At 42.3% G+C, this 23,041-nt stretch carries 22 protein-coding genes; 18 read left to right on the top strand and 4 right to left on the bottom strand.

The annotated features are described in order from the left end of the window. Nucleotides 1-9 precede the first annotated feature (9 nt). Complete coding sequence (locus tag SJY39_RS25425; protein WP_046225064.1) at nucleotides 10-312, bottom strand: helix-turn-helix domain-containing protein; 303 nt, start codon at nucleotides 310-312, stop codon at nucleotides 10-12. A 101-nt stretch (nucleotides 313-413) separates the two neighbouring features. Here SJY39_RS25425 and SJY39_RS25420 point away from each other — a divergent pair, with 101 nt between their 5' ends. From SJY39_RS25420 to hsdR, 3 genes are all read left to right on the top strand, one after another. Beyond that, nucleotides 414-959, top strand: a complete 546-nt coding sequence (locus SJY39_RS25420; protein WP_102402115.1) for a hypothetical protein — start codon at nucleotides 414-416, stop codon at nucleotides 957-959. Then, entirely contained in the window at nucleotides 953-2,335 is a 1,383-nt protein-coding gene (locus tag SJY39_RS25415) for a DEAD/DEAH box helicase (protein ID WP_102402116.1), read from the top strand. Before SJY39_RS25420 ends, SJY39_RS25415 begins: the two co-directional genes overlap by 7 nt. A gap of 85 nt (nucleotides 2,336-2,420) precedes the next feature. After that, a complete protein-coding gene (hsdR, locus tag SJY39_RS25410) occupies nucleotides 2,421-4,868 on the top strand; it encodes an EcoAI/FtnUII family type I restriction enzme subunit R (RefSeq protein WP_390243045.1) in 2,448 nt (815 codons plus the stop codon). Nucleotides 4,869-4,913: 45 nt separating this feature from the next. Here the strand turns inward: hsdR and SJY39_RS25405 are convergent, their stop codons facing one another. Then, entirely contained in the window at nucleotides 4,914-5,291 is a 378-nt protein-coding gene (locus SJY39_RS25405) for an elongation factor Ts (RefSeq protein WP_390243043.1), read from the bottom strand. A gap of 77 nt (nucleotides 5,292-5,368) precedes the next feature. Here SJY39_RS25405 and SJY39_RS25400 point away from each other — a divergent pair, with 77 nt between their 5' ends. Further along, nucleotides 5,369-5,518, top strand: coding sequence for a hypothetical protein (locus SJY39_RS25400; RefSeq protein WP_008220701.1), 150 nt, complete (start codon nucleotides 5,369-5,371; stop codon nucleotides 5,516-5,518). Between the two features lie 160 nt (nucleotides 5,519-5,678). Here SJY39_RS25400 and SJY39_RS25395 read toward each other — a convergent pair whose 3' ends face one another. Beyond that, nucleotides 5,679-6,077: a hypothetical protein gene (locus SJY39_RS25395; RefSeq protein ID WP_390243041.1), complete on the bottom strand. Its 399-nt coding sequence runs from the start codon at nucleotides 6,075-6,077 to the stop codon at nucleotides 5,679-5,681. 154 nt (nucleotides 6,078-6,231) lie between these two features. Between SJY39_RS25395 and SJY39_RS25390 the strand changes: the two genes are divergently transcribed. From SJY39_RS25390 to SJY39_RS25335, 12 genes are all read left to right on the top strand, one after another. Further along, on the top strand, nucleotides 6,232-7,725 hold the full coding sequence (locus tag SJY39_RS25390) for an N-6 DNA methylase (RefSeq protein ID WP_390243039.1): 1,494 nt from the start codon (nucleotides 6,232-6,234) through the stop codon (nucleotides 7,723-7,725). Further along, nucleotides 7,725-9,479 (top strand): restriction endonuclease subunit S, encoded by a 1,755-nt coding sequence (locus SJY39_RS25385; RefSeq protein WP_390243037.1) that lies wholly within the window; start codon nucleotides 7,725-7,727, stop codon nucleotides 9,477-9,479. The genes SJY39_RS25390 and SJY39_RS25385 overlap by 1 nt, the downstream gene beginning before the upstream one ends. Before the next feature lie 2 nt (nucleotides 9,480-9,481). Then, nucleotides 9,482-11,224, top strand: coding sequence for a hypothetical protein (locus SJY39_RS25380; protein ID WP_390243035.1), 1,743 nt, complete (start codon nucleotides 9,482-9,484; stop codon nucleotides 11,222-11,224). Between the two features lie 12 nt (nucleotides 11,225-11,236). Continuing rightward, entirely contained in the window at nucleotides 11,237-12,229 is a 993-nt protein-coding gene (locus SJY39_RS25375; protein WP_390243033.1) for a hypothetical protein, read from the top strand. Nucleotides 12,230-12,239: 10 nt separating this feature from the next. After that, complete coding sequence (locus tag SJY39_RS25370; RefSeq protein ID WP_390243031.1) at nucleotides 12,240-12,857, top strand: hypothetical protein; 618 nt, start codon at nucleotides 12,240-12,242, stop codon at nucleotides 12,855-12,857. Between the two features lie 320 nt (nucleotides 12,858-13,177). Next, entirely contained in the window at nucleotides 13,178-14,389 is a 1,212-nt protein-coding gene (locus tag SJY39_RS25365) for a TniQ family protein (protein ID WP_390243029.1), read from the top strand. 2 nt (nucleotides 14,390-14,391) lie between these two features. Continuing rightward, nucleotides 14,392-16,479 carry a type I-F CRISPR-associated protein Csy2 gene (locus SJY39_RS25360; RefSeq protein WP_390243027.1) on the top strand — a complete coding sequence of 696 codons (2,088 nt, stop codon included), beginning with the start codon at nucleotides 14,392-14,394 and terminating at the stop codon, nucleotides 16,477-16,479. A gap of 6 nt (nucleotides 16,480-16,485) precedes the next feature. Next, on the top strand, nucleotides 16,486-17,535 hold the full coding sequence (csy3, locus tag SJY39_RS25355) for a type I-F CRISPR-associated protein Csy3 (protein WP_390243025.1): 1,050 nt from the start codon (nucleotides 16,486-16,488) through the stop codon (nucleotides 17,533-17,535). Nucleotides 17,536-17,544: 9 nt separating this feature from the next. Then, the gene (cas6f, locus tag SJY39_RS25350) at nucleotides 17,545-18,150 is read left to right on the top strand and encodes a type I-F CRISPR-associated endoribonuclease Cas6/Csy4 (protein WP_390243024.1); all 606 of its coding nucleotides are present in this window, start codon (nucleotides 17,545-17,547) and stop codon (nucleotides 18,148-18,150) included. Nucleotides 18,151-18,559: 409 nt separating this feature from the next. Next, on the top strand, nucleotides 18,560-18,868 hold the full coding sequence (locus tag SJY39_RS25345) for a hypothetical protein (protein ID WP_102412652.1): 309 nt from the start codon (nucleotides 18,560-18,562) through the stop codon (nucleotides 18,866-18,868). 183 nt (nucleotides 18,869-19,051) lie between these two features. Further along, entirely contained in the window at nucleotides 19,052-19,450 is a 399-nt protein-coding gene (locus SJY39_RS25340; protein WP_102412655.1) for a hypothetical protein, read from the top strand. 325 nt (nucleotides 19,451-19,775) lie between these two features. Beyond that, complete coding sequence (locus SJY39_RS25335) at nucleotides 19,776-20,573, top strand: hypothetical protein (RefSeq protein WP_102290437.1); 798 nt, start codon at nucleotides 19,776-19,778, stop codon at nucleotides 20,571-20,573. Between the two features lie 239 nt (nucleotides 20,574-20,812). Here the strand turns inward: SJY39_RS25335 and SJY39_RS25330 are convergent, their stop codons facing one another. After that, a complete protein-coding gene (locus tag SJY39_RS25330) occupies nucleotides 20,813-21,139 on the bottom strand; it encodes a winged helix-turn-helix transcriptional regulator (protein ID WP_390243021.1) in 327 nt (108 codons plus the stop codon). Between the two features lie 161 nt (nucleotides 21,140-21,300). On the opposite strand from SJY39_RS25330, the gene SJY39_RS25325 reads away from it, so the two are divergent. Beyond that, nucleotides 21,301-21,714 carry a DUF4440 domain-containing protein gene (locus SJY39_RS25325; RefSeq protein ID WP_146493482.1) on the top strand — a complete coding sequence of 138 codons (414 nt, stop codon included), beginning with the start codon at nucleotides 21,301-21,303 and terminating at the stop codon, nucleotides 21,712-21,714. Nucleotides 21,715-21,765: 51 nt separating this feature from the next. Further along, on the top strand, nucleotides 21,766-22,740 hold the full coding sequence (locus tag SJY39_RS25320; protein ID WP_146493481.1) for a zinc-binding alcohol dehydrogenase family protein: 975 nt from the start codon (nucleotides 21,766-21,768) through the stop codon (nucleotides 22,738-22,740). Nucleotides 22,741-23,041: the final 301 nt, after the last annotated feature.

Here is a 23,041-nt window from a genome sequence, read left to right as displayed (position 1 = left end):
CGCACATTGTTATTTGCTCAGATTTTCCAGCAACACCGCCTTTTCTTCATCACTCATCTTATCAATGGCGCACGCTAACTCAGCGCTCAATTCGCTCCTACAGAAAAAGTAGTTTAGCGGCACATCTAACTCTTCAGCCATGCGCTCAAGCGTACCAATATCAGGTACATGTCTGCCTTTCTCGTAATGATTCATACGACCGCTAGCAGAACTCTGCTCCATACCAATTTTCACCCCTAAATCTTTTTGGGTGATCTTGGCTTTTTTACGCGCAGCTTTGAGCCTCGCAGGGATGGGGTTGTCTTTTTGCACTTACACATTTCTTTTCAACCTTTAGATAACTTAGATTGTCTAAGTTTTACTGATTTTTGTATACTTAGCAATCCTAAGTTTTTATTGCCTGTAAGAGTCACATGAAGAAAGTAACCAGAATTAACCCTCACATGTTTAACCTATTGATTGAAAAAGGGATGGATAACTTCTCCGTCACAGAAGCTAGGGATGCTTTGCTAAACAGTGCTTCAACCTTCCCGAGCAAGGTCGAGGCTCGAAAGTATGTTTATAAGCAACTTCTATCACTTGAGGAGAAAGGTTGGCTTTCTGTTATTGGGTCTCGCAGAGACAAGCGCTACCATCAAACTAACGAATTCAAAGCGCTCACAATTGAGCCTAGACTGGGTCGAAATAGGAAAGCTAAGGTCGATTCTGCGGATGTTCAAACTCCAGAGTGCTCTATAAATGCATTAGAGCAAGAGAAGAAACAGCATGAAGGCGAGTTGGCGATTACTTTGGGCGAGATTGAGGAATACCAATCGTTGTTAACGCGTTTTCCAAACAACAAGCAAGATATGCAGCCGCTATTTAATGCGGCAAGAGAACGCTCAGCCAAGCTATTAGGCAGAATTAATGCACTAACCAACTGGATGCAAGTCGCCCAAAGCAAGGCTCCTCAATGTTAAGAGCATGGCAAGCCGAGTGTGCAGATCAAGCTATCGAGAAATTCACTTTAAACAAGCATTCACACTTCTTCTGTCAAGCAACCCCTGGAGCGGGTAAAACCGTTATGGCCGCCGAGGTTGCGAGTCGGTTATTTGAAATAGGCATGATTGACTTAGTGCTGTGCTTCTCGCCCTCTCTGACTGTTGCTGAAGGGATGCAAAAGACCTTTTCATGTAAGCTCGAATGTTCCTTTAATGGAGGTTTGGGTTCTCTTGGGGGCTCTTACACCTACCAATCAATCCGTTTTTTGGATGAAAACTTTTGGTACACCGTCAGCAAATATCGAGTTTTAGTCGTATTTGATGAGATCCACCATTGTTCGTTTGATGATGAGGGGCGGTCAAACTCATGGGGGCTAGAAATTGTCTCGAAGATCCAAGGCTTTGCTTATTATACTCTGGCGCTGTCGGGGACTCCTTGGCGTTCTGATCGACTACCGATTGTCATGGCTGAGTATTCTGATCCTGATGGCAAGGTTGTTTGCGATTACCAATACGGCTTGCAACAGGCTGTTGAAGACGAAGTATGCCGCCGCCCGAAGATCGTTTTAATAGATAATGAACACCTGAGCGTTAAAGCTGGCAGTGACAATCAACACTTCGCCTCTATTCTTGATTGCCTTAAACAATCCGATGTCTCTTATCAAAGCGTCATCCATAACGAAGACGCTATGAATTACATATTGAATAGTGGTTGCCAAAAGCTAGCGCAGATAAGGCAAGAGTCCCCAAGTGCTGGAGGCTTGGTAGTCGCATCTTCTATTAAGCACGCCAAAGACATTCAAAAGCGACTTGTTGAGCAGTTTAATCAATCAGCATGCATAGTGACTTATCACCATCATAATCCGTTACACGAAATTGAGTCTTTTCGTCAGTCAACGGTTCAATGGATAGTCAGTGTTGGGATGATAAGTGAAGGAACGGATATTCCAAGGCTGCAGGTTTGTTGTCATATGAGCTCGGTAAAAACGGAACTTTACTTCAGGCAAGTGCTCGGGCGAATTTTGAGAATCAATGATTCCCCCAACCAAGAAGCGTGGTTGTATACTTTTGCCGAAGAAAGTTTGATTGGGTTTGCTGAAAGAATTGAGCAGGACATTCCAGAGTCGTGTCTATTTGTTAAATCGAATGAACAGACTGATGAATCAGATAAGGCGCAGAGTTTTACTCCTATAGATTTGTCGAACGATAAGATTATGGTATCTGAGGAGTCCTCAACTCAACTAAATTGGTCAAAAATCGATGGGGTTCAAAACGCTTTTTACTCTGATTTCGAGGGTTATGATGAGTTACGTTTAGGTGACTTTAAACAAAGAGTTATCGCAACATTCACTTAATCACACCGTGAATAATGCGCACTCGGATTTATATTGGCTTTACGATATACTGATTAGCTATTGAGTCTCTCTACGAGTAATCCAAATGGTCAGCAGCATTAATAAAGCTAAGTTATCTGAAACCGACATCATTACCAAATTCATACTTCCTGCGATTAAAGAGGCAGGGTGGGATGATATGACTCAGATTCGCCAAGAAGTGAAACTGCGCGATGGTAAAGTGATTGTTCGAGGCCAAGCTGCTGCTCGTCAGAAAGTAAAATCAGCTGACATCGTACTTTATCATAAGCCTAGTATGCCGCTTGCAGTGATTGAGGCAAAAGCCAATAAGCATGAAGTTGGCAAAGGCATGCAACAAGGCATGGTGTACGCAGGTCTGCTAGAGGTGCCATTCGTTTTTGCCTCGAATGGTGATGGTTTTATTTTCCGAGACTTAACCAACCCAACTCAACTTGAAACGGAAATTCGTTTAGAGGATTTCCCAACCCCTCAGCAGTTGTGGGAAAAGTATTGTGCTTGGAAAGGGTATAAAGAAGAACATCTGCCAATTATCACCCAAGATTACCATGATGATGGCAGCGGTAAATCACCGCGTTACTACCAGCTTCAAGCTATCAACAAAACAGTAGAGGCCGTTGCTGCTGGCCAAGATAGAGCCTTACTGGTCATGGCGACGGGTACTGGTAAAACCTACACCGCATTTCAAATTATCTGGCGACTTTGGAAAGCCAAAGCCAAGAAACGAATTCTGTTCCTAGCGGATAGAAACATTCTTGTCGATCAAACCAAAACGAATGATTTTCAGCCGTTTGGCACAGCAATGACAAAAATTACAGGTCGCAAAGTCGACCCTGCCTTTGAGGTTCATCTAGCGCTTTATCAAGCGCTTACGGGGCCAGAAGAAGAACAAAAAGCCTACAAGCAAGTCGACCCTAACTTCTTTGACTTAATCATCATTGACGAGTGCCACCGTGGTAGTGCTTCAGAAGACAGCGCTTGGCGTGAAATTCTTGAATACTTTAACAGTGCGACTCAAGTTGGTTTAACGGCAACACCAAAAGAGACCGATGAAGTTTCTAACATCGAGTACTTTGGCGACCCAATTTATACTTACTCTCTTAAAGAAGGTATTGAGGATGGCTTCTTAGCCCCTTATAAGGTCGTTCGTGTCGACATTGATGTAGATGTTCAAGGTTGGCGACCAACCAAAGGGCAAACTGACAAAAATGGCGAAGCTATTGAAGATCGAATCTACAACCAAAAAGATTTTGATCGCACTATGGTTATTGATGAGCGTACCGAGCTTGTCGCGCAAACCATTACCAACTATCTGAAACGTACCGACCCAATGGCCAAAACCATCGTGTTCTGTAACGACATCGACCATGCAGATCGCATGCGCCGTGCATTGGTAAACTTGAACCCTGAGCAAGTTAAGAAGAACGATAAATACGTAATGAAGATCACGGGTGATGATGACATTGGCAAAGATCAGCTAGATAATTTCATCAATCCTAAGAAAAAGTACCCTGTTATTGCCACGACTTCAGAGCTAATGACGACGGGAGTTGATGCAAAAACCTGTAAGCTAGTGGTGCTTGACCAAAGTATTCAGTCAATAACTAAGTTTAAGCAGATTATTGGTCGTGGTACTCGTATTGATGAGCGCTACGGTAAGCTTTGGTTTACTATTTTAGATTTCAAAAAAGCGACGGAGAATTTTGCTCGTCCAGATTTTGACGGAACACCAGAACGCGTGAAGGTCACTACGCCAGAGCAGTTCGAAGATGAAGAAGATTTAGATGACATCATCGACGGCGTTGATGATGTCGATGCTGATAACCCGTTCGGTGACGAAGACATTGATCCTGATTCAATTCAAGAGCCAGAGGCTACCTATGGCGAAGATTTTGGAAACTCTCCTGAAAATAAAGGCGGTGCAGACGACTGGGACGATGAGAATCGAGTTCGCAAATTCCATGTGAATGGAGTTCCAGTAAAAGCGCTCGCTGAACGTGTCCAATATTATGATTCAGACGGTAAGCTTGTTACCGAGTCATTTAAAGACTACACCCGTAAAACCATGGTGAAGCAGTTCTCCTCTTTAGATGAGTTCACCAAGCGTTGGAACGAATCTGACCGCAAGCAAGCTATTATCGATGAGCTAGCCGAAGCCGGTATTCTATGGGAAGCATTAGAAGACGAAGTGGGTAAAGACATGGACCCATTCGATATGATTTGCCATGTCGTTTACGACCAACCCGCTTTAACTCGTAAAGAACGTGCCGATAACGTGAAGAAGCGTAACTACTTCACTAAATATGGTGATACAGCGCAGCAGGTACTGAACAACCTCCTTGATAAGTATGCCGATGAAGGTGTGCAAGAGATCGAAAACATCCACGTTCTTAAAGTGAAACCTTTCGATGAAATGGGTAGACCGTTAGAAATCATTAAGAAAGGCTTTGGTGGCAAACCGCAATATTTAGAAGCGGTTAATGAACTGGAAGCTGCTATCTACCAATCTGCTTAACAATATTCACACCGTGTAGATACGAAAACCTTTAAGGCCGCTAATTTAGCGGCCTTTTTTGTCTTCATCGGAGAGATCCAGTTCAGATGAGAGTAGTGCAAGCTGATCGGCTAACATTCCGCTTATGCAGTTGTGAGCAATATATCTAGGTAAAATATTGCCTAAGTTGAGGGCTTGGTAGTCAGGGTGTTCAAACAGTACCTGTAAATACTTATTGAGGCGCTCTTCGGGCGTCGAATCACGCTTTAGCTGCTTTTTGATGTTTTGACCAAGCTTACGGATATTCTCTTTGTCTGTTTCTTTAAAATCGTCGTTATCATTGAGCTCTTCGTAGAGTACATCAGCAAACCGATGATGGCTCCAACCTAATGCGTCTAAAGTATTTTGAATCTGTTTTTGCTTTTGTTTTGTAGTTGTCCCCATAGTTCCCCAACCCCTTAGTTAATATTACCTGGTCTTAGCGAAGACACATTAATAACGATATTTTTAAGGATAAAATCATGACTAAATCAAAAGCACCAATGACACCAGAAGCCGCTGCTCGCATTCAAGGTAATGCCGCAAAACAAAACGGTGGGCAAGTTCCTAAAGGCGACTTTGCTGGCCGAGCTCAACGCGCAGCTGCTCACAACCAAAAACAAGGGAAATAGGAGTTCATCATGAATAAACCAGCTTCAAGTACACCTAAAGGTGGCGCTAAGCCGAATCCAAATTACCCAAGTACGACGGGCAAACCATCGGGCGGTGGTCGCGGAAACACACCTAAGCGCTAATAATTAAAGGAGGGGTAGCATAATGCTGCCTCTCCTTTTATGAGCATTTGTTGGCGTGTTGCTTGAATGTGCGAAGAAATATAGCTTGACCTGATTTGTAGTCTGAATATGCCACATCATTTTCTGTTTTTTCTAATGCGCATAAACAAGTTTCCCGTTTACTTTCATACCAACTTACCGACACCATGTTTTTGCTAGAATTCACGCAAGTATCGACAATCGCGTATTCCACTTCGAGAGGATACCTTTCTTTGTCTAACCCACTTTCAACAGCGTAACCCCCTAGGGCTCCAACCAGTAAAGCGGAGCTAGCAGAAACGAGCTTTCGTTTGCTGAACTTAAACCCTTTAAAACTCTTCTCACACTCTGAACATGATATGTTTTCTGCAAATTCAATCTCATTGTCCTTCTGGCAACGAGGGCATTCTATTTTCATTATTTAGCCAACTGTATTTATGATTATGATTTTATAAGTTCAGGCTATAGATTAATGAATCTTATATCTATGGTTTCATAGAACTAACTTCATTTTTTTGACCTAGTTCTGCTATAATTCGCCACAAATTTCAGTTGTTTAATAGTAGAAAAACATGTCTATCAGTTCAGTTATCAAATCCATTCAAGACATCATGCGTAAAGATGCGGGTGTCGACGGTGATGCACAGCGCCTTGGTCAAATGTCTTGGTTACTTTTTCTTAAAGTATTTGACGCTCAAGAAGAAGAGTTAGAGCTAGAACTGGACGACTACAAATCACCAATCCCAGAACAATATCTATGGCGTAATTGGGCGCAAGATGCCGAAGGCATTACCGGTGAAGCGCTGCTTGAGTTCGTAAACGACGACCTATTCTACAAACTGAAAAACTTAACTGCACCTGTTGATCTAAACCCCCGTGGCTTTGTTGTTAAAGAAGCATTTAGCGATGCGTTTAACTACATGAAAAACGGTACGTTACTGCGCCAAGTGATCAACAAGCTGAATGAAATTGATTTTACCGACTCTTCAGAGCGCCACCTATTTGGTGATATCTACGAGCAAATCTTAAAAGATCTACAAAGCGCAGGTAACGCGGGTGAGTTCTATACGCCTCGTGCCGTTACACGCTTCATCGTCAACCGATTAGATCCAAAGCTTGGCGAAGCGATTATGGACCCAGCAACGGGTACCGGCGGCTTTCTAGCGTGTTCGTTTGACCACGTAAAAGACAACTACGTGAAAACAGCAGCGGATCACCAAACACTGCAAAAGCAAATTCACGGTGTAGAGAAGAAGCAGCTTCCGCATCTATTGTGTATCACCAACATGATGCTGCACGGTATTGAAGTACCAGTACAAATTAAACACGGTAATACGCTTAACAAGCCGCTTTCAAGTTGGGATAGCAACATCAACGTAATTGCGACCAACCCGCCGTTTGGTGGTACCGAAGAAGACGGCATTGAGAAGAACTTCCCTGCAGAAATGCAGACGCGTGAAACTGCCGATCTGTTCTTACAGCTGATCATAGAAGTGTTAGACGAAGGCTCAGAAACGCAAAATGGCGGCCGCGCAGGGGTAGTACTGCCAGACGGCACATTGTTTGGTGAAGGTGTTAAAACCAAAATCAAAAAGATGCTAACCGAAGAGTGTAACCTGCACACCATCGTGCGTTTACCTAATGGGGTATTTAACCCATACACGGGTATCAAAACCAATATTCTGTTCTTCACCAAAGGCAAGCCAACCAAAGATGTATGGTTCTACGAGCACCCATACCCTGAGGGCGTGAAGAACTACAGCAAAACCAAGCCAATGAAGTTTGAAGAGTTCCAACAAGAGATCGATTGGTGGGGCAATGAAGACGATGGTTTTGCAAGCCGCGTAGAGAACAACCACGCTTGGAAAGTGCCAATCACCGATATCATTGAGCGTAACTTCAACCTAGATATTAAAAACCCGTATCAAGGTGAAGTGGTAAGTCACGATCCAAACGAGTTATTAGAGAGCTACCAACAGCAGCAGCAAGAGATCTCACAGCTTCGTAATCAACTTAAAGGCATTCTAGGTGAAGCCCTGAATTCGTCTGTGGGCGGTGCTGAATAATGAGTGTAGAACAGACCTCTATGAATCAGTTGATCACAGATAACATCGATGTTTGGTCTTCAACAGTGAAAACCAAATCCGCCTCTGGCCGTGGTAGCAGCAAAAAGCGCGAGCTTTATGGTGTAAAGAAACTGCGTGAGCTGATCTTGGAATTGGCAGTGCGCGGTAAGTTAGTGCCCCAAGACCCAATGGATGAACCTGCATCGGTACTGCTTGAGCGAATTGCGGAAGAAAAAGCGCTGTTGGTGAAAGAGAAGAAGATTAAGAAATCGAAGTCGCTATCGAAGATTGCCAATGAAGATGAACCTTTTGTTTTGCCTCAAGGGTGGGCTTGGTCAAGGTTAGGTAATGCGGGTATTGGTGCAACAGGTAAAACTCCAAGTACTAAACAGACTGAGTTTTTTGAAGGAAAGTTGCCTTTTGTTGGACCGGGACAGATTACGCAGAACGGTCAACTATTAGAAGCTGAAAAATTTTTGAGTTCCGAAGGTCTGCTACACAGTACTGAAGCTGTTCAAGGTGATATTTTGATGGTTTGTATTGGAGGCTCGATTGGTAAGGCTGCGCTAGCAACTCAGACTATTGGCTTTAACCAACAAATCAATGCTTTAAGACCTTTGATAATGGAATCTGATTACCTTTATGCGGCAGTATCAACAAATTCTTTTTATGAAGGTCTTTTAGATAAAGCTACGGGGTCAGCAACACCAATTATCAATAGAGGTAAATGGGAGGAACTGTTGGTGCCAATAGCCCCTCTTTCCGAGCAGCACCGAATCGTCGCCAAAGTCGATGAACTCATGACACTCTGCGACCAACTGGATCAACAAACTGAAGCCAGTATTACGGTACATCAGGTATTGGTGACAACGCTGTTAGACACGCTAACCAATTCTGCTGATGCCGACGAGCTAATGCAAAACTGGGCACGAATCAGCGAGCACTTCGATACCTTGTTCACCACCGAAGCGAGCATCGACCAGCTAAAACAAACCATCCTGCAACTGGCGGTAATGGGTAAGCTTGTACCACAAGACCCAAATGATGAACCTGCTGCAAAACTGCTTGAGCGTATTGCGGAAGAAAAAGCGCAGTTAATCAAAGACAAGAAAATCAAAAAGCAGAAAGCACTGCCGCCGATTGCTGATGACGAAAAGCCGTTTGAACTGCCGAATGGATGGGAGTGGTGTCGCCTTCCGGATCTTGGAGAGCTTGCACGAGGCAAGTCCAAGCATAGGCCTCGAAATGACCCAAAACTATACGAAGGTGGGAGCATTCCGCTAGTCCAAACAGGTGATGTAGCTCGTGCTAACGGAACGATACAAACATATACGGCAAAATATAATGAATTTGGTTTAGCTCAGAGCCAGCTTTGGCCTAAAGGGACTTTGTGTATCACTATTGCCGCGAATATTGCAGATACGGCTACGCTTGGGTTTGATGCTTGTTTCCCTGATAGTGTTGTAGGTTATACGCCCTATGATAAGGAAATCCCGACGGTTTATTTTGACTACTTCATAAAGACAGCTAAAGAAAACTTAGAGCGTTTTGCTCCTTCTACGGCACAGAAAAATATTAACTTAGAAATCTTGAGTAATGTTCTGGTTCCATGCCCTCCTAAGCTGCAGTTTTCTCGCATCATCGAAAAAGTGGACGTACTTTTGGGTATCTGTGATGATTTAAAAGCTCGGTTGAAAGAGTCTCAAGCCACTCAACTTCACCTCACTAACGCTATCGTTGAGCAGGCGGTGTAGATATGCAGCTCGCAACGTTATTAAGAAATATGTTTTTAGGTGATGACCATCCAGGTCGAGCAACAGATTTTGCTAGGGTAAAACAACGTTCGGAAGGGAGCTTTTTTACGTTAGATTTGGAAGATACCGACAATCAATTGTTACAGTATTTGTTATGGCCGATGAATACGTTTCATCTCATAGCTCGGATATTAGATACGCATGATATGTATCAGAAAATAGTATCCATTGAGAATGAAGTCGATTACTTAACGCAGCTAAAAACAAGCAACCATGCAAGAAACTGGTCTAGGGCATTACTTAGTGCTCAAACTCATAATGAAATTGAAGTCAGTCCGAGGTTCTATGGGCTTTTGCATGCTTTATTTAGTCGAAGTAAAGCAAATGTTCAGATTGGAGAATTACTAAAGAACCCTGAATATTTAAAGTTACTTTTTGAACTGTATGTCGCAAGTGATGAGTGTTCGTATCGAATACAAAATGAAATATATCAAGCCCCTAATGCTTTGATCAGTAAATACGCAGAGGCATTGATTGCGAGAAAAGAGCGCTCAATTATTTCTAGCTTATCTCAATGTGATAAAAGTAACGGTGTAATCCAGTTTAAAAGCCATACCCCCCAAGCCGGAATTTCGCTAAATAGCTTAAGCCATGATTTAGCATACATTAAACCAGGGGTTGAAGTTGCAGCACTAGTGGGAAATTCAACACAATCGAGTGAGTCTAATCAATACAATGTGTTAATTCTTCCTTGGCCATTAGAGGTTAAAGATGAGTTTTTCCAGCAGGACGATAAACCAACTTTACAAATGGATGAAGAGTTTGGCTTCTTCGCATACGTGAATCACCACGCAATAACATGTCAGATGGTTATATATGCAATAGAGTCTTGTGAGGAGCAGTCCCCCGATCTTGTTGTCATTCCTGAATGCGCCGTGAATTCCAATGATAAAAGTAATCTATTGGAAGATTTGAGAGCACACTTTTCAGCAAAGGGCACTACACCACCAGTTATCATATTTGGTATTTTTGGTGAAGGTGATTGTAGAGGAACTTATGGTGAGAATAGCTTGGACCTACTTTATGAGAACCGATTTGTTGACAGGTATGTTGGTGAAAACCAGAAGAAACACCACCGGTGGGCTCTTGATGAGACACAGTTAAACACCTACGGTTTAGGGCATGTACTTAGTACCGACAAAGTAAAGTGGTGGGAGAACTGCTCAACTGGGGAAAGAAAACTAATTTCTTACCGAGATGATTACATTCATATATGCCCGTTGATTTGTGAAGATTTGGCTAGGCAAGATCCTATTGCCCCAGTTTTACGATCTTTAGGTCCTGATCTTGTCGTTGCTCTTTTACTTGATGGTCCCCAAATGAAAGGACGTTGGCCTGGAAGATATTCAGCAGGTTTAGTTGATGAGCCAGGCTGTAGTGTTTTATCTATTTCTCCATATGGTATGACGCAAAGGTCAACTGATGGTGGCAAGCACTCTCCAAGTTCGATGGTGGCTCTTTGGAGTGACACAAGATCTCATAACGAGCTGGAGCTAGATCAAGGTACGATTGGGATTCTCCTTACACTGAAATTTGAAAAACAAAAGCAATGGTCTGCGGATGGTCGCGGTGAAAATAAAAGAAGATTGTTTTACTCAAATCACCAGTCTGTAGGAAACACTTTCGAGTTGAGTAACTTAGAACTACCAAAAGTTCAGGGCGAAAAACTTACAGAGAGTGCTTAATAGGATTTACTTATGAGCTTATATAACATTGCTAATAAAAATCTCACCGCTTTAAGAGCAACAACATTTGCAGCTGAAGGCTTGCAAGAGCGTCAAGATTTACAAGAAGCTCTCAAAGGTTGCATTGATGCCATTGCGCCCGATTGCTTGGTGATTTCTGAAGAGTTCTCCGACTGGGAAGACAGTCGCCGCCGTATTGATCTGTTAGCCATCGACAGAAACGCAAACTTGGTGGTCATTGAACTAAAGCGTGATGATGTAGGCGCTCATATGGAACTTCAAGCCCTTCGTTACGCAGCCATGATCTCTACCATGACGTTTGAAAAAGCGTGTGACTACTTCGAGCAATATATCGAGAAAGAAGGTCTCGATATCGTTGCAAGACAAGAAATTCTTGATTTTGTCGATTTAGATGAAGGCAGCCTTGACGACTTTGGTAACGATGTTCGAATTGTTCTAACATCCGCTGATTTCGGTAAAGAGCTGACTACCTCGGTACTATGGCTACGTGACAAAGGCATCGACATTAGCTGTGTTCGCTTAGCGCCGTATCGTTACAAAGACGATGTTCTAATTAACGCCGAGCAAATTATTCCCGTACCAGAAGTCGAAGAGTATCAGGTTAGGTTCAGAGAAAAGCGTTCTGAACAACGTAAGGCACAAGTAGGGACTAAAGACTATTCGAAGTTTGAGTACAGAGGTCAGTTATATAATAAAAGAAACTTAGCCTTAGTACTGATGACTGATTGGATTGAGCAAAAACAACCCGTGTCTCTAGAGGCTTTGCTAGCGGTATTTGATAATTCTATCCGCCGTCGCATTGCTAAACGAATTGATGAAATTCCTGAAAACCTTATGAAGCGATTCCATTCATCAGAGCAAGACCTTATTGAGCTACCCTCTGGTGAGTTAATTGCCATTTCTAACCAGTGGGGTGTAGGTAATATTTTTAATCTTATCGAAAGGGTTAAACAGGATGGTCTAGTGGTAATTCAAAGTAATTGAGATTGAATTAATGAGCGAATTGAATGGTTTATTAGAAGAGCTGAGCGACAAAAAAATTACCGTAAGTGTGAGAGGTTTACTCTACGATCAAGTTGAGCTTAAACCTAATGGTTGTTATGTCTTCACGCACTCTCAAACCTCAGATAAGTTTGAGGCGCAAATCGGATTTTTATTTAAGTTGTACAAAGACGGCAGATTGTATAACCCGAAAGTAAGCAAGTTAGCTACAGTCCATATCAAACAGGCCGTTGCTGAAAATCGAGATGCAGTTGTAAATAAAGATAAGAATCCCCGCAAGCCACTAGAACTTAATGCAGGGCCAATACTGACCAAATCTAGGCCAAAAGACGATGAAGCAAGAGAAATGGAAGAATTGATTGCAGAGATGCGTCCATTAAATTTTAGAACTAGTAAGCAGTTATCGAAGTACATAGTGGACAATAATTTAGGTAAAAAATACCCCAGTATTTCAGGGGTAGCACGTATGAAAAATGCTTCTGATGAGTGGGACTTCAAGGGAGGCTTCCCTCCTGAAATATACAAGAAAATTTGTATTAGGCTAGGACTTAGAAATCAAGGAACTAGCGCACGCTTAATTGGTTTCTCGTCTTATAAGTCGCTGACCTAAGGCTGTTTATGTTTAAAAGTGGCAGTACTACTACAACTCAGATTGGTTATATCAATCGCAATAACCAAAAGAATCACGGTACTAGAGGGATAGATGGTAATGATCATTGCCAAGTATCTTACAAACTCGAATGTCTTGAAGCTGGGTGCGGTGTTGTTTATGGAGCCAATGGGACAGATGTATTTCAAAGAAAGTGCCCTAAATGCCAAGGCGGTAAGCCTGGAATTGATTTCTAGTCACAATTTGACTCTACAGAATTTGAATTACTCGGATTAACGGTAATACTAAAACTTAGAAATTCTAAGTTTTAGTGGTGGCATGTGAAAAAGGACATTCAATTTTACCCTGACGAGTCGCTCGAAAGCTTCTTGTTGCGTTTATCGCAAGAGCAAGGTTACGAGCGATTTTCTCATTTCGCCGAAGATATCTGGTTCGACACCATGGATCAGCATGAGGCGATGGCTGGTGCTTTCCCCTTAGAGCTAAATCGAGTCAATATCTACCACGCTCAAACCACAAGCCAAATGCGAGTGCGGGTTCTTATCCACCTTGAGAACCAATTAAAGCTCAATAACTTTGGTGTACTGCGCCTCGCGTTATCACATTCAAAAGCTCAATTCTCTCCGCAATACAAGGCCGTACATAGATTTGGTTCTGACTACCCTTATTCTTTTCTTCGCAAACGCTTCACGCCTATTTGCCCTCTGTGTATTAACGAAGCACCCTACATTCGCCAGCAGTGGCAATTTATCTCTCACCAAGCTTGTGAACATCATGGCTGTAAACTGATTCATCACTGCCCTGAGTGTAAGTCGAGACTTGAATATCAAAGTACCGAGAGTATTAGCCAATGTAAATGTGGTTTTGAACTCCGAAACTCGCTAGTAGAAGATGCGTCAGAGGTTGAGGCATTAGTTGCTCAATGGTTGTCAGGGAATGATTCAAAACCCTTGGGATTACTAAAGGGAGAAATGACGTTATCTGAGCGCTATGGTTTTTTACTTTGGTATGTAAATCGTTATGGCGATATCGATAACATCAGTTTTGAGTCATTCATTGAATATTGTGGCACTTGGCCAACGTCATTGTGGCAAGACCTCGATGCTTTGAAAGAGAAGGCAGAACTTGTTCGAGTAAAAGATTGGAAGAAAATGTTTTTCAATGAAGCATTTGGCGCTCTGCTTAAAGATTGTCGCCACTTACCCAGTCGACAGTTGAGTCACAATATCGTACTTACTCAGGTGTTAGCTTACTTTACACAGCTGATGGCAACAGTACCTTCAAGTGTGAAAGGAAATATCAGTGATGTACTGCTCAGCCCTCTAGAAGCTTCTACATTGTTTTCTTGTACAACGGATGAAGTGTATCGGCTGTATGAGTTTGGTGAGATCAAAGCCGCTATCAGGCCGCGAATGCATACAAAGATAGCGAGTCATGAATCGGCGTTTACTTTAAGAAGTGTCATCGAAACAAAGTTGACGCGAATGAGCTCTGAAAGTGATGGTTTAAGCGTGTATCTACCTGAGTGGTAATTATGACGAAATTAAGTGACTTATTAACAATTGAAGACGAAGCGGTAAAGCAGTCTGCTTTAAAGAAGATGTTCATGCCCTATACGGAAGATGTCTGTGTTGAAGGGTGTGAAAAAGAAGCGTTAACGATTTTGCTCAATCTCAGTTCAAGCCATCAAGCGGATAGATGCTCGGATTGGTTGGATATTACCCGCGCTAAAAGGCATTTAAAAGCGGCTGAGAACCTAGACGTATCCCTTGACGAGATCAAATGGTTCCATACTCATAATCTCAAGTTTCCAGACTGCCGAGTTAAAGATCAGCGGATAGTTGCACAGCCTCTTGTGACAACCGAGGCATTTATTTCAAGCGCAGTATTAGAGCAACGCTTGGGGTGGGCGCATAACTCTGCGGTGTATCGTCACACATTGTGGTTATTGAATCCTTTCCGCTGGCAATCACAGTCCGTGAGTCTTCTTTCACTTGTTCAGCAAGAAACCTCTGTTTGGGTTGAGCTGCTAAAAGAATTTGGTTTAGGCATTAAGTCACTTGCTCGCTTAAAACATACAATTGAAGAACAACTTCCTGAAAATAGTTTTCCTGACAGTGTCAGCACTTACAGCAAGCAACTGCGGTTTCCATGGGGGGATGATTATGTTTCGGTGACCCCAGTGGTCAGTCATGCCATCCAAAGAGAGTTAGAAGTGAGATCGAGAAGTCGAGAAAGTAAGCTCAGCTTTGTGTCTTCATCGCTGCCAAACTCGGCAAGTATCGGGAACTTGTGTGGCAGTTTGGGTGGGCATATGAAAGTCCTTAACTACCCGCTAGACGTCAAACCAGCGCAGGGTGGGACGTTAACTGAAAGTCGCCAAAAGAGTGGCCACTACTTTGATGACTATCAGGTAACTAATGCTAAAATTTGTCAGGTGTTAAATCATCTAATTGGTTCAGAGCCATCAAAAACGCAGAAGCAAAGGGAGAGCGCTCGTAAGGTTAGAAGTAAGATATTGCGAAAGCAGATAGCCCTGTGGATACTGCAATTAATTGAGTTAAGAGATATCGTTGATGCTGACTCTAATCAACAGCAATTGGAACATGATGACACTTTAGCTCAAGCCTTTTTGGCGCTACCAGAATCGGATCTAGGCTCTTTAGCTAGTGAGTTTAACCGTCGCTTGCATCTCACGTTTCAGAATAATAGGTATGCCGCAAAGTTTGCCTATCATCCTAAGCTAATGCAGGTCGTCAAAGCCCAAATCGTATGGATACTTGAACAACTCAGTAAACCAAATGGCAATGAAGATAAGGTAACGGGTGAGCAGTATATCTATTTGTCATCAATGAGAGTGCAAGATGCGGTCGCAATGAGTAGCCCATATCTGTGTGGTGCTCCTTCTTTGGCGGCTATTTGGGGGTTCATGCACCATTACCAAAGAGAGTTTAATAAGCTAGTTAATTGTGATTCCCCGTTTGAGTTTTCGAGTTTCTCTTTTTATGTTCGAAGCGAAAATATTCAACCGACAGCGAAGCTTACCGAACCCAACTCAGTCGCCAAAGCGCGAACGGTTTCTAACGCGAAGCGACCAACTATTCGTAGTGAACGATTGGCAGACCTAGAAATAGACTTAGTTATTAGAGTCCATAGTGACAGCCGAATTTCAGATTTTAAGTCCGCGCTTAAAACAGCTCTTCCCGTAGTTTTTTCCGGAGGGGCATTATACCAACCACAGCTATCGACGCAGATTGAGTGGCTAAGGATATTTACCAGCAGGAGTGAGCTTTTCCATGTCATAAAAGGGTTACCAGCATACGGGCGATGGTTATATCCAAGTGAAAACCAGCCGAGTGATTTTGATGAGCTAGAGCGTTTTACTACTAAAGACGCTGATAATTTGCCAGTTTCTATTGGCTACCATTTGTTAGAACAACCAACTAAACGGAGCAACTCAATCACCAGTTGTCACGCTTATGCAGAGAATGCGATAGGGCTTGCTCAGCGAGTAAACCCGATAGAAGTACGTTTTAGTGGAAGAGATCACTTTTTAAAGCACGCCTTTTGGTCGATAGAATGCAGTAGCGAAACTATTCTTATAAAAAACTATAGGGATTAATCGTTTATGGAACTTTGCACTCAGCTGAACTATGTTCGATCACTCTCTGCTGGCAAAGCATATTTCTACTCTCTATCTAAAAGTGGTGAGATGTGTCCCCTTGAAATTGATAGAACTAGGTTGCGCGCACCAAAAGGTGGTTATGCAGAAGCCTATAAAGGGGGCAAGTTTGTAAAAAAGAATGTTGCTCCACAAGACTTAGCTTACTCCAATCCTCAGTTCATCGAAGAGTGTTACGTAAAGCCGGGTGTAGATGATATCTACTGTGCATTCTCCCTTCGAATTCGGGCAAATTCTCTAACCCCAGATATCTGTAGTGACGATGAAGTGCGCAGTAAACTTTCGTTACTGGCTAATACTTATAAAGAGCTCAATGGCTATCAGGAGCTCGCTCATCGATACGCGAAGAATATACTACTTGGCAGTTGGCTTTGGAGAAATAGAGAGTGTCGACAATTGTCGATAGAAGTGACCACCAGTGATTCGCAAACCTTGATTATAGAAAACGCAACAAGGCTTTTTTGGTATGGTCATTGGGATGAGGCTTCAGCAGAATGCCTAGAAAAGCTCACAGCCTATTTGATGCGAGCCCTTTCCGATCCGACCGAATATTTCTACATGGATGTCAAAGCTAAAATTGGAGTTGGTTGGGGAGATGAGGTTTACCCAAGCCAAGAGTTTTTAGATAGCCGAGAAGATGGTGTTCCGACTAAGCAGTTAGCTACCGTCGAACTATTGAACGGAAAGGAAACCGTTGCGTTTCATGGTCAAAAAGTTGGAGCCGCGTTGCAATCGATTGACGATTGGTGGCATGAAAACGCAGATAAACCCTTAAGAGTGAACGAATATGGGGCAGATCGAGAATACGTTATAGCAAGGCGACACACAGCACGTGGAAATGATTTCTATCAACTGCTCAGAAATACAGAGAACTGGATTGAAAGTATGACAGCTTCTCAAGTCATCCCAAATGATGTGCACTTCATCATGTCTGTCTTGATCAAAGGCGGCCTCTTCAATTGCTCAAGTTCAAAGTCTAAAACCAAGGCTAAGTAAGGGAGAGCTATGACTAAGCGTTACTATTTCTTAATACGTTACACGCCTGCACAAGCTGACTATGAGCTATTGGCAGGTCGGTGTATATCCCAAATGCACCTGTTTATGGTGAATAACCGACAAGCGATGAATAGGATTGGTGTGAGTTTCCCTGATTGGAATGAATCTACAGTTGGCCAAACTATTGCCTTTGTTGCCGAAGATAAGGAGATGATGGTTGGACTCTCTTTTCAGCCCTATTTTTCTTTGATGGTAAATGAAGGTTTGTTTGAGATCTCCAGTGTTTGTGAGGTGCCTGACATTGCGGTTGAGGTGAGGTTTACCCGTAATCAAACGATTGGGAAAAGTTTTCTGGGCTCCAAGAAACGTCGAATCAAACGTAGCATGGCGAGAGCCGAACTATCTGGTGTTGAACCATCGTTACCAGCCACTAATGAAGAGCGAATCATCGATAGTTTTCATCGAATCCCAATCTCCAGCGGTTCATCAGGGGAAAGTTATATTTTGTTTGTACAAAAGGAGTTTGTTGGTGAGTGCGTTGCAGCAAACTTTAACAGCTATGGTTTAGCCACCAATCAAGAAAGAAAAGGCACAGTACCGGAGCTACGTGTTTGATCCTTTTTCTATAGCTCTTTTTTAGAGACCAAAAAAACAATGAGTTACAGATGCAAGAAGAAAAAGGGTATTTTGATGAATTGTGACTTTAAGCATGCAGAATCAGATGGTTAGAGACTATATTCTACAGTGTCCTGCCGAATAGGCAGCTAAGAAAGGTGGCACAATGGAGTTCGAATCACAAACAATGTGTCCTGCCGAATAGGCAGCTAAGAATAGGCCAGGAAGAAAGCAACCTTCCTGCTGAACAAGCAGTTAATAATCAAAACCATCATGTTTAGGCTTGATGGTTTTTTATTTTTAAAGTTGGTGAGAGCTTTATCTTGTTATACTGAACTTTAAATTGCTTCACACATAGGCTTGATATTGATGGCTAAAGTCATTCTTTTAAAAGGAGTTTTTAGAGAACATGCAAGCAGAGCATAACTTATTTAAGGTTGTAGTGATTGACTATCATGCAACTGGTGAAGGCCGGCATGTCTTTATCAAAACAGGTACAGAGGAGTCAGTCAAAAAAGATGTAGGAGACTGGCTCTATGAAGGTGCTGATGCATATACGGTAAAGCAATGGCTAGAACTTGATAAAGATTCAAGCTGTGATCAGTATAAAGGCTCAAATATAGAAACGCTTAAAACCTTTGCTCCTGTATTGTGGGACGCGATGAAAAATGGTCTCCCAATGACTGTTGATGCAGAGTTTCACTGGAATGAGAGTTGAAGAATTTATAGCACAGAAAAGCCTGAGGCGAGTCTATTGGCCATTTAACCCGTGGCACACCTATTTAGTTAAATCGCTAACAAGGTTCTGCCCCAAGTTTGTTTCAGCGCATTCGTTCTAACGGCAGTCTAGCTGATTTTGCTATACTGCAACTAATCTAAATATCCTGTCAGGTTGTATGCGATGAGCAAGAAAAAGTTGACCGAAAAAGAGCTGCTAGAAGGGATGACTCCTTATAATACCCACTGTGATTTGCTTGCAAAGAGCGAAACAAAACCTGATTGGATATCCTTCGCCGACGGGGGAGAACGGGTTACAGATGATTTCATGGCTAACCGAAATGAGGTTTTCGATGAACCTAGTTCAGATTTTCTGAACCCTGATATTTTTCTTTCAAACCTCAAGTTAGCACTTGATAGCCTTCCAGGTGGTGATATTGAGTTTTGTGACTTGGGCAATGAAATTGGTCGAGTCATTGCTAATTTGAACTCACCAAATAAGGCACACTTACGTGAAGTAATTTATGGTGTTGAACATGGTTTTGACATGATTAGCAAAGAAAGAGGAACTTCGAATGAGTAAGCTTGATGAATGGGTCGACAACAATATGACATTAACCAGTATCATCATAATGATTGTGGGCTTAACACTCGGATACATCCTTTTCTAGTATCAATTACTAATATTTCGATGAAAACCTCAGTTATTTCAAATTCTGAAATAACTCCAATCTTCTAATTGTGCAACAGCCTGTTGCACAAATCAGTCAAAATCAAAAATGCCCCTTTCTGTGCTAGAGCTGATACTCGCAACATTTATATAAATTCCTCTTTGACTTAATTTATCTAATTTCCCTATTATGAAATGAAGTGTCTATATGTTTAGTAACAGTTCAAAGGAGGCATTGATGTTGATATACGAAGTAACCAAACCTGGTACTTGGATAGTTCACGAAGATCAAGATTGGGCATTTGAAGTTGAATCGCTCCTTAGGCACATAGAAGGTCAATTCTATGAAGCTAACTTAACGCTCAATATGTTCTTAGAATCGATTAGTTACCACCGTTCCCCACCTAGCCGTGACCAGTGGCAACGCGACTCTGAACGTAGGCGTGTAATTCAAACTGAAATCGAAAAGGGCTACCCTGACCCATACGCCCGTGAAGTCCATGATGAAATCTACATCAAGACTGAAATCCAGTTTAAACGTGAAAAGTGGCAAGCAGGTGAACTACCAAGAGAGTTTACACACAATCAGTCGTTCATCTATGCCAGAGCATTTCTATATGCCCTTGATTCATTTGATAAATTCATGAAAGTGCTCAAGAGCAAAGAAGGCACACCAGAGGTTGTCGCTGAGCTTCACAATGAAATAGGTGATAACTTCCCTGACCTACGTGGAGTACGCAATACAGCACAACACATGGAGGACAGAGCCAGAGGTCTTGGTGCTGGACATAGAGGTAAGCCGCCTCGACAATTAGACTTAAAACCTATAGACAATCAATTAGCTAAGGCTGATGGTGGTATTCTGTTATTGAACTGTCTCAATGGTACTAGGTATGGCTCTACCATGGCGGATGGCCACTATGGTGAAGTGGACGTATCGCCCGATTCAATGAATCACTTACACTCGATATTTGACCGATTACTCAATGCCTTTGAGTGGAAAGGCCCAAAGGCACATCTACCTAGTAGACCGTGAATGCTAGTTACTAGCTATTACCTCAAAGGCGAAAAAGCGCTCTTTTTGCACCAAAATTCAGTTTAAGTGCGCTTAACAAGCGTTTAAGGTTTCAAGATACTTATCTATATCGAGCGCGTTAGGCCTTAAACTCTAACGCGTATCTGCCCCAAAGTTTGTTTAGACCGAGGAACACACATTTCATCTAAGCCTCATTTGACTTACTTGTTCTAATCATTGTCCTGCATTGTATAGTGCGATCAACTATCCCAGTCGTCAGATTTGTTTACGATAATATCGACAATTTCTGCAAGTTCTTCTCCTTTTGGCGTCAACCCGTAATAAACTGTTACAGGAACCGTCTGTTCTTGTCTTCTCCAAACAAAACCTTCTCCTGTTAACAGCTTTAAACGCTCACTGAGGACTTTGCTAGACACCAAGGCTAGCTGCTTCTGTATTTGCCCAAACCGTATTTCTTTATGCTGACCGACTAACCAAACAATATGCGCAGTCCACTTTGTAGAGATCAACATTAAGTATCGATCCGCACTACAATAGCCCTCGGGGTGTTTACCTTGCTGGCTCATAGTCCACTCCTTTTATATGTTCATATTGCATTTTCTAAAATTGGCGCACCTTACTAAGTTACCTGTAGGTACCTAGTTACTTTTAGGTAGCTAATTTCATGTAGTAACCAACTCTAATACTATCACACTATCTTTACAGAACACTAAATGAAGGAAACATTATGAAAGCTGTATGGTTGATTGCTTTAAGCGCTTTTTCTTTTTTATCTTATGGATCGACAGATTACACAAAACCGCAAACACCTAGTGAATTACACCAATTATTTGCAAAGTATTTTTCAAATAAAGATACAACTGGGCTCGCGACATTATTCCATGAAGATGCCGTATTCGTCTTAGATGCTGAAGGTAATCTCGCTAGAGGCAAAGACGCTATCGTACAGACCTTGAAAGGCTATATGCAAGGTGACGTGGAAATGGTCACACATGGCGTGTCTATTCATATCAATGGCGACACTGCACTTATCCGTTCCGACTGGGAAATCCCTAGTGTACAAACAGGAATGGCTCTAGAAGTAATGAAATATTCTGATGGCGGTTGGCTTTATGTCATCGATAACCCCAATGGCTTCTAAACAATTAGCTACCCCGTCAACATACTAAAAATTATTTAGGAATACTAAAAAATGAGAGCTCTACAAGTAACTAAATTTGGCAGCCCAGAAGTGCTAACCGTAAACCAAGTTGAAAAACCGCAAATAAGCGAAAGTCAGCTACTAATTAAAGTCGCTTATAGTGGCATTAACTTAGCAGATACGTACCTTCGTAAAGGTGCCTTCCCAGGCATACCCACCCCTCCTTTTACTTTAGGGATGGAAGGGTCAGGCATTATTGAAGAGATGGGGGCTAAAGTCAGTGGTTATAAGAAAGGACAACTTGTAACATTTTCAGCCAGTCAATCCTACGCTGAGTACGTTGTTGTCGACACTACCAGCTCATTAGAATGGGAACTAGCTGTCCCTGTGTCACTTTCACCTCTAGTAGCAAGTAGTATCAGTATGTCGGCAAGAACTGCGATTCTCTTGACCCAACGTTTGAGCAGCTCTGCGCGAAAAGTTCTCGTTCATGCTGGAGCAGGAAGCGTGGGAAGCGTTCTAGTTCAACTTCTTAAAGCTCAAGACCATGAAGTTATTGCTTTAGTCGGCTCTGATAAAAAGAAAGAATATGTACACTCATTGGGAGCAGATCATGTTTTAAATTATAAACAGGAAGGTGTCCAAAATATTATAAAATGCGAATATCCAGATGGAATAGACGCTATTTTCAATGCTACTGGCGGTAATTCTATTGCAAGAGATATCGACCTTCTTGCAAGTAATGGACATTTAATTTGGTATGGCTTCGCTGAAAATAATCAAGCCCCCAATATAGAAACAGCACTACAAAATGCCTTTATGAAGTCGATTAAGCTTGAATTATTTAATGGAGGAACCCACAGTAAACAAGGCAATGTCTCGGCGATAAAATCAATCGAGAGCTTGCTTTTAGAGCGTAAGATTAAAATGCCAGCTCACAAGATCTATTCACTCGAAGAAGGCGTAAAAGCTCATCGAGATTTAGAAAGTGGTAATACGGTAGGAAAGTTAATTCTTCAACTTTAAGAAACTGTACTGAACTATGCATGACTTTAGTCGCTAAGGTAATTTGGTCAGCTACATATAGGCTGGCCACATGATAGCAATACGAGAAGTAATCAGAAAAGTTGGAGTCGGCTGTGGAACGGAACTCAGAAATGTCCAACTTCGAGCTAGTTGACACGGCTAGCTCAGTCATCATCGTTAGCATATGAGATGACTTAGATTTGCCCCATTGGATGAGGCGGTATTGCTAATATTTGTAGCTGTTAATTAGATCTATAGAAGTCAATTTTATCACCTGTGATAGTTGTTCAAATCAACAACT

It is taken from the genome of Vibrio sp. R78045, assembly GCF_042466085.1.
GTDB classification, from domain to species: domain Bacteria; phylum Pseudomonadota; class Gammaproteobacteria; order Enterobacterales; family Vibrionaceae; genus Vibrio; species Vibrio cyclitrophicus.
This window is presented reverse-complemented; position numbering and strand designations above follow the sequence as displayed.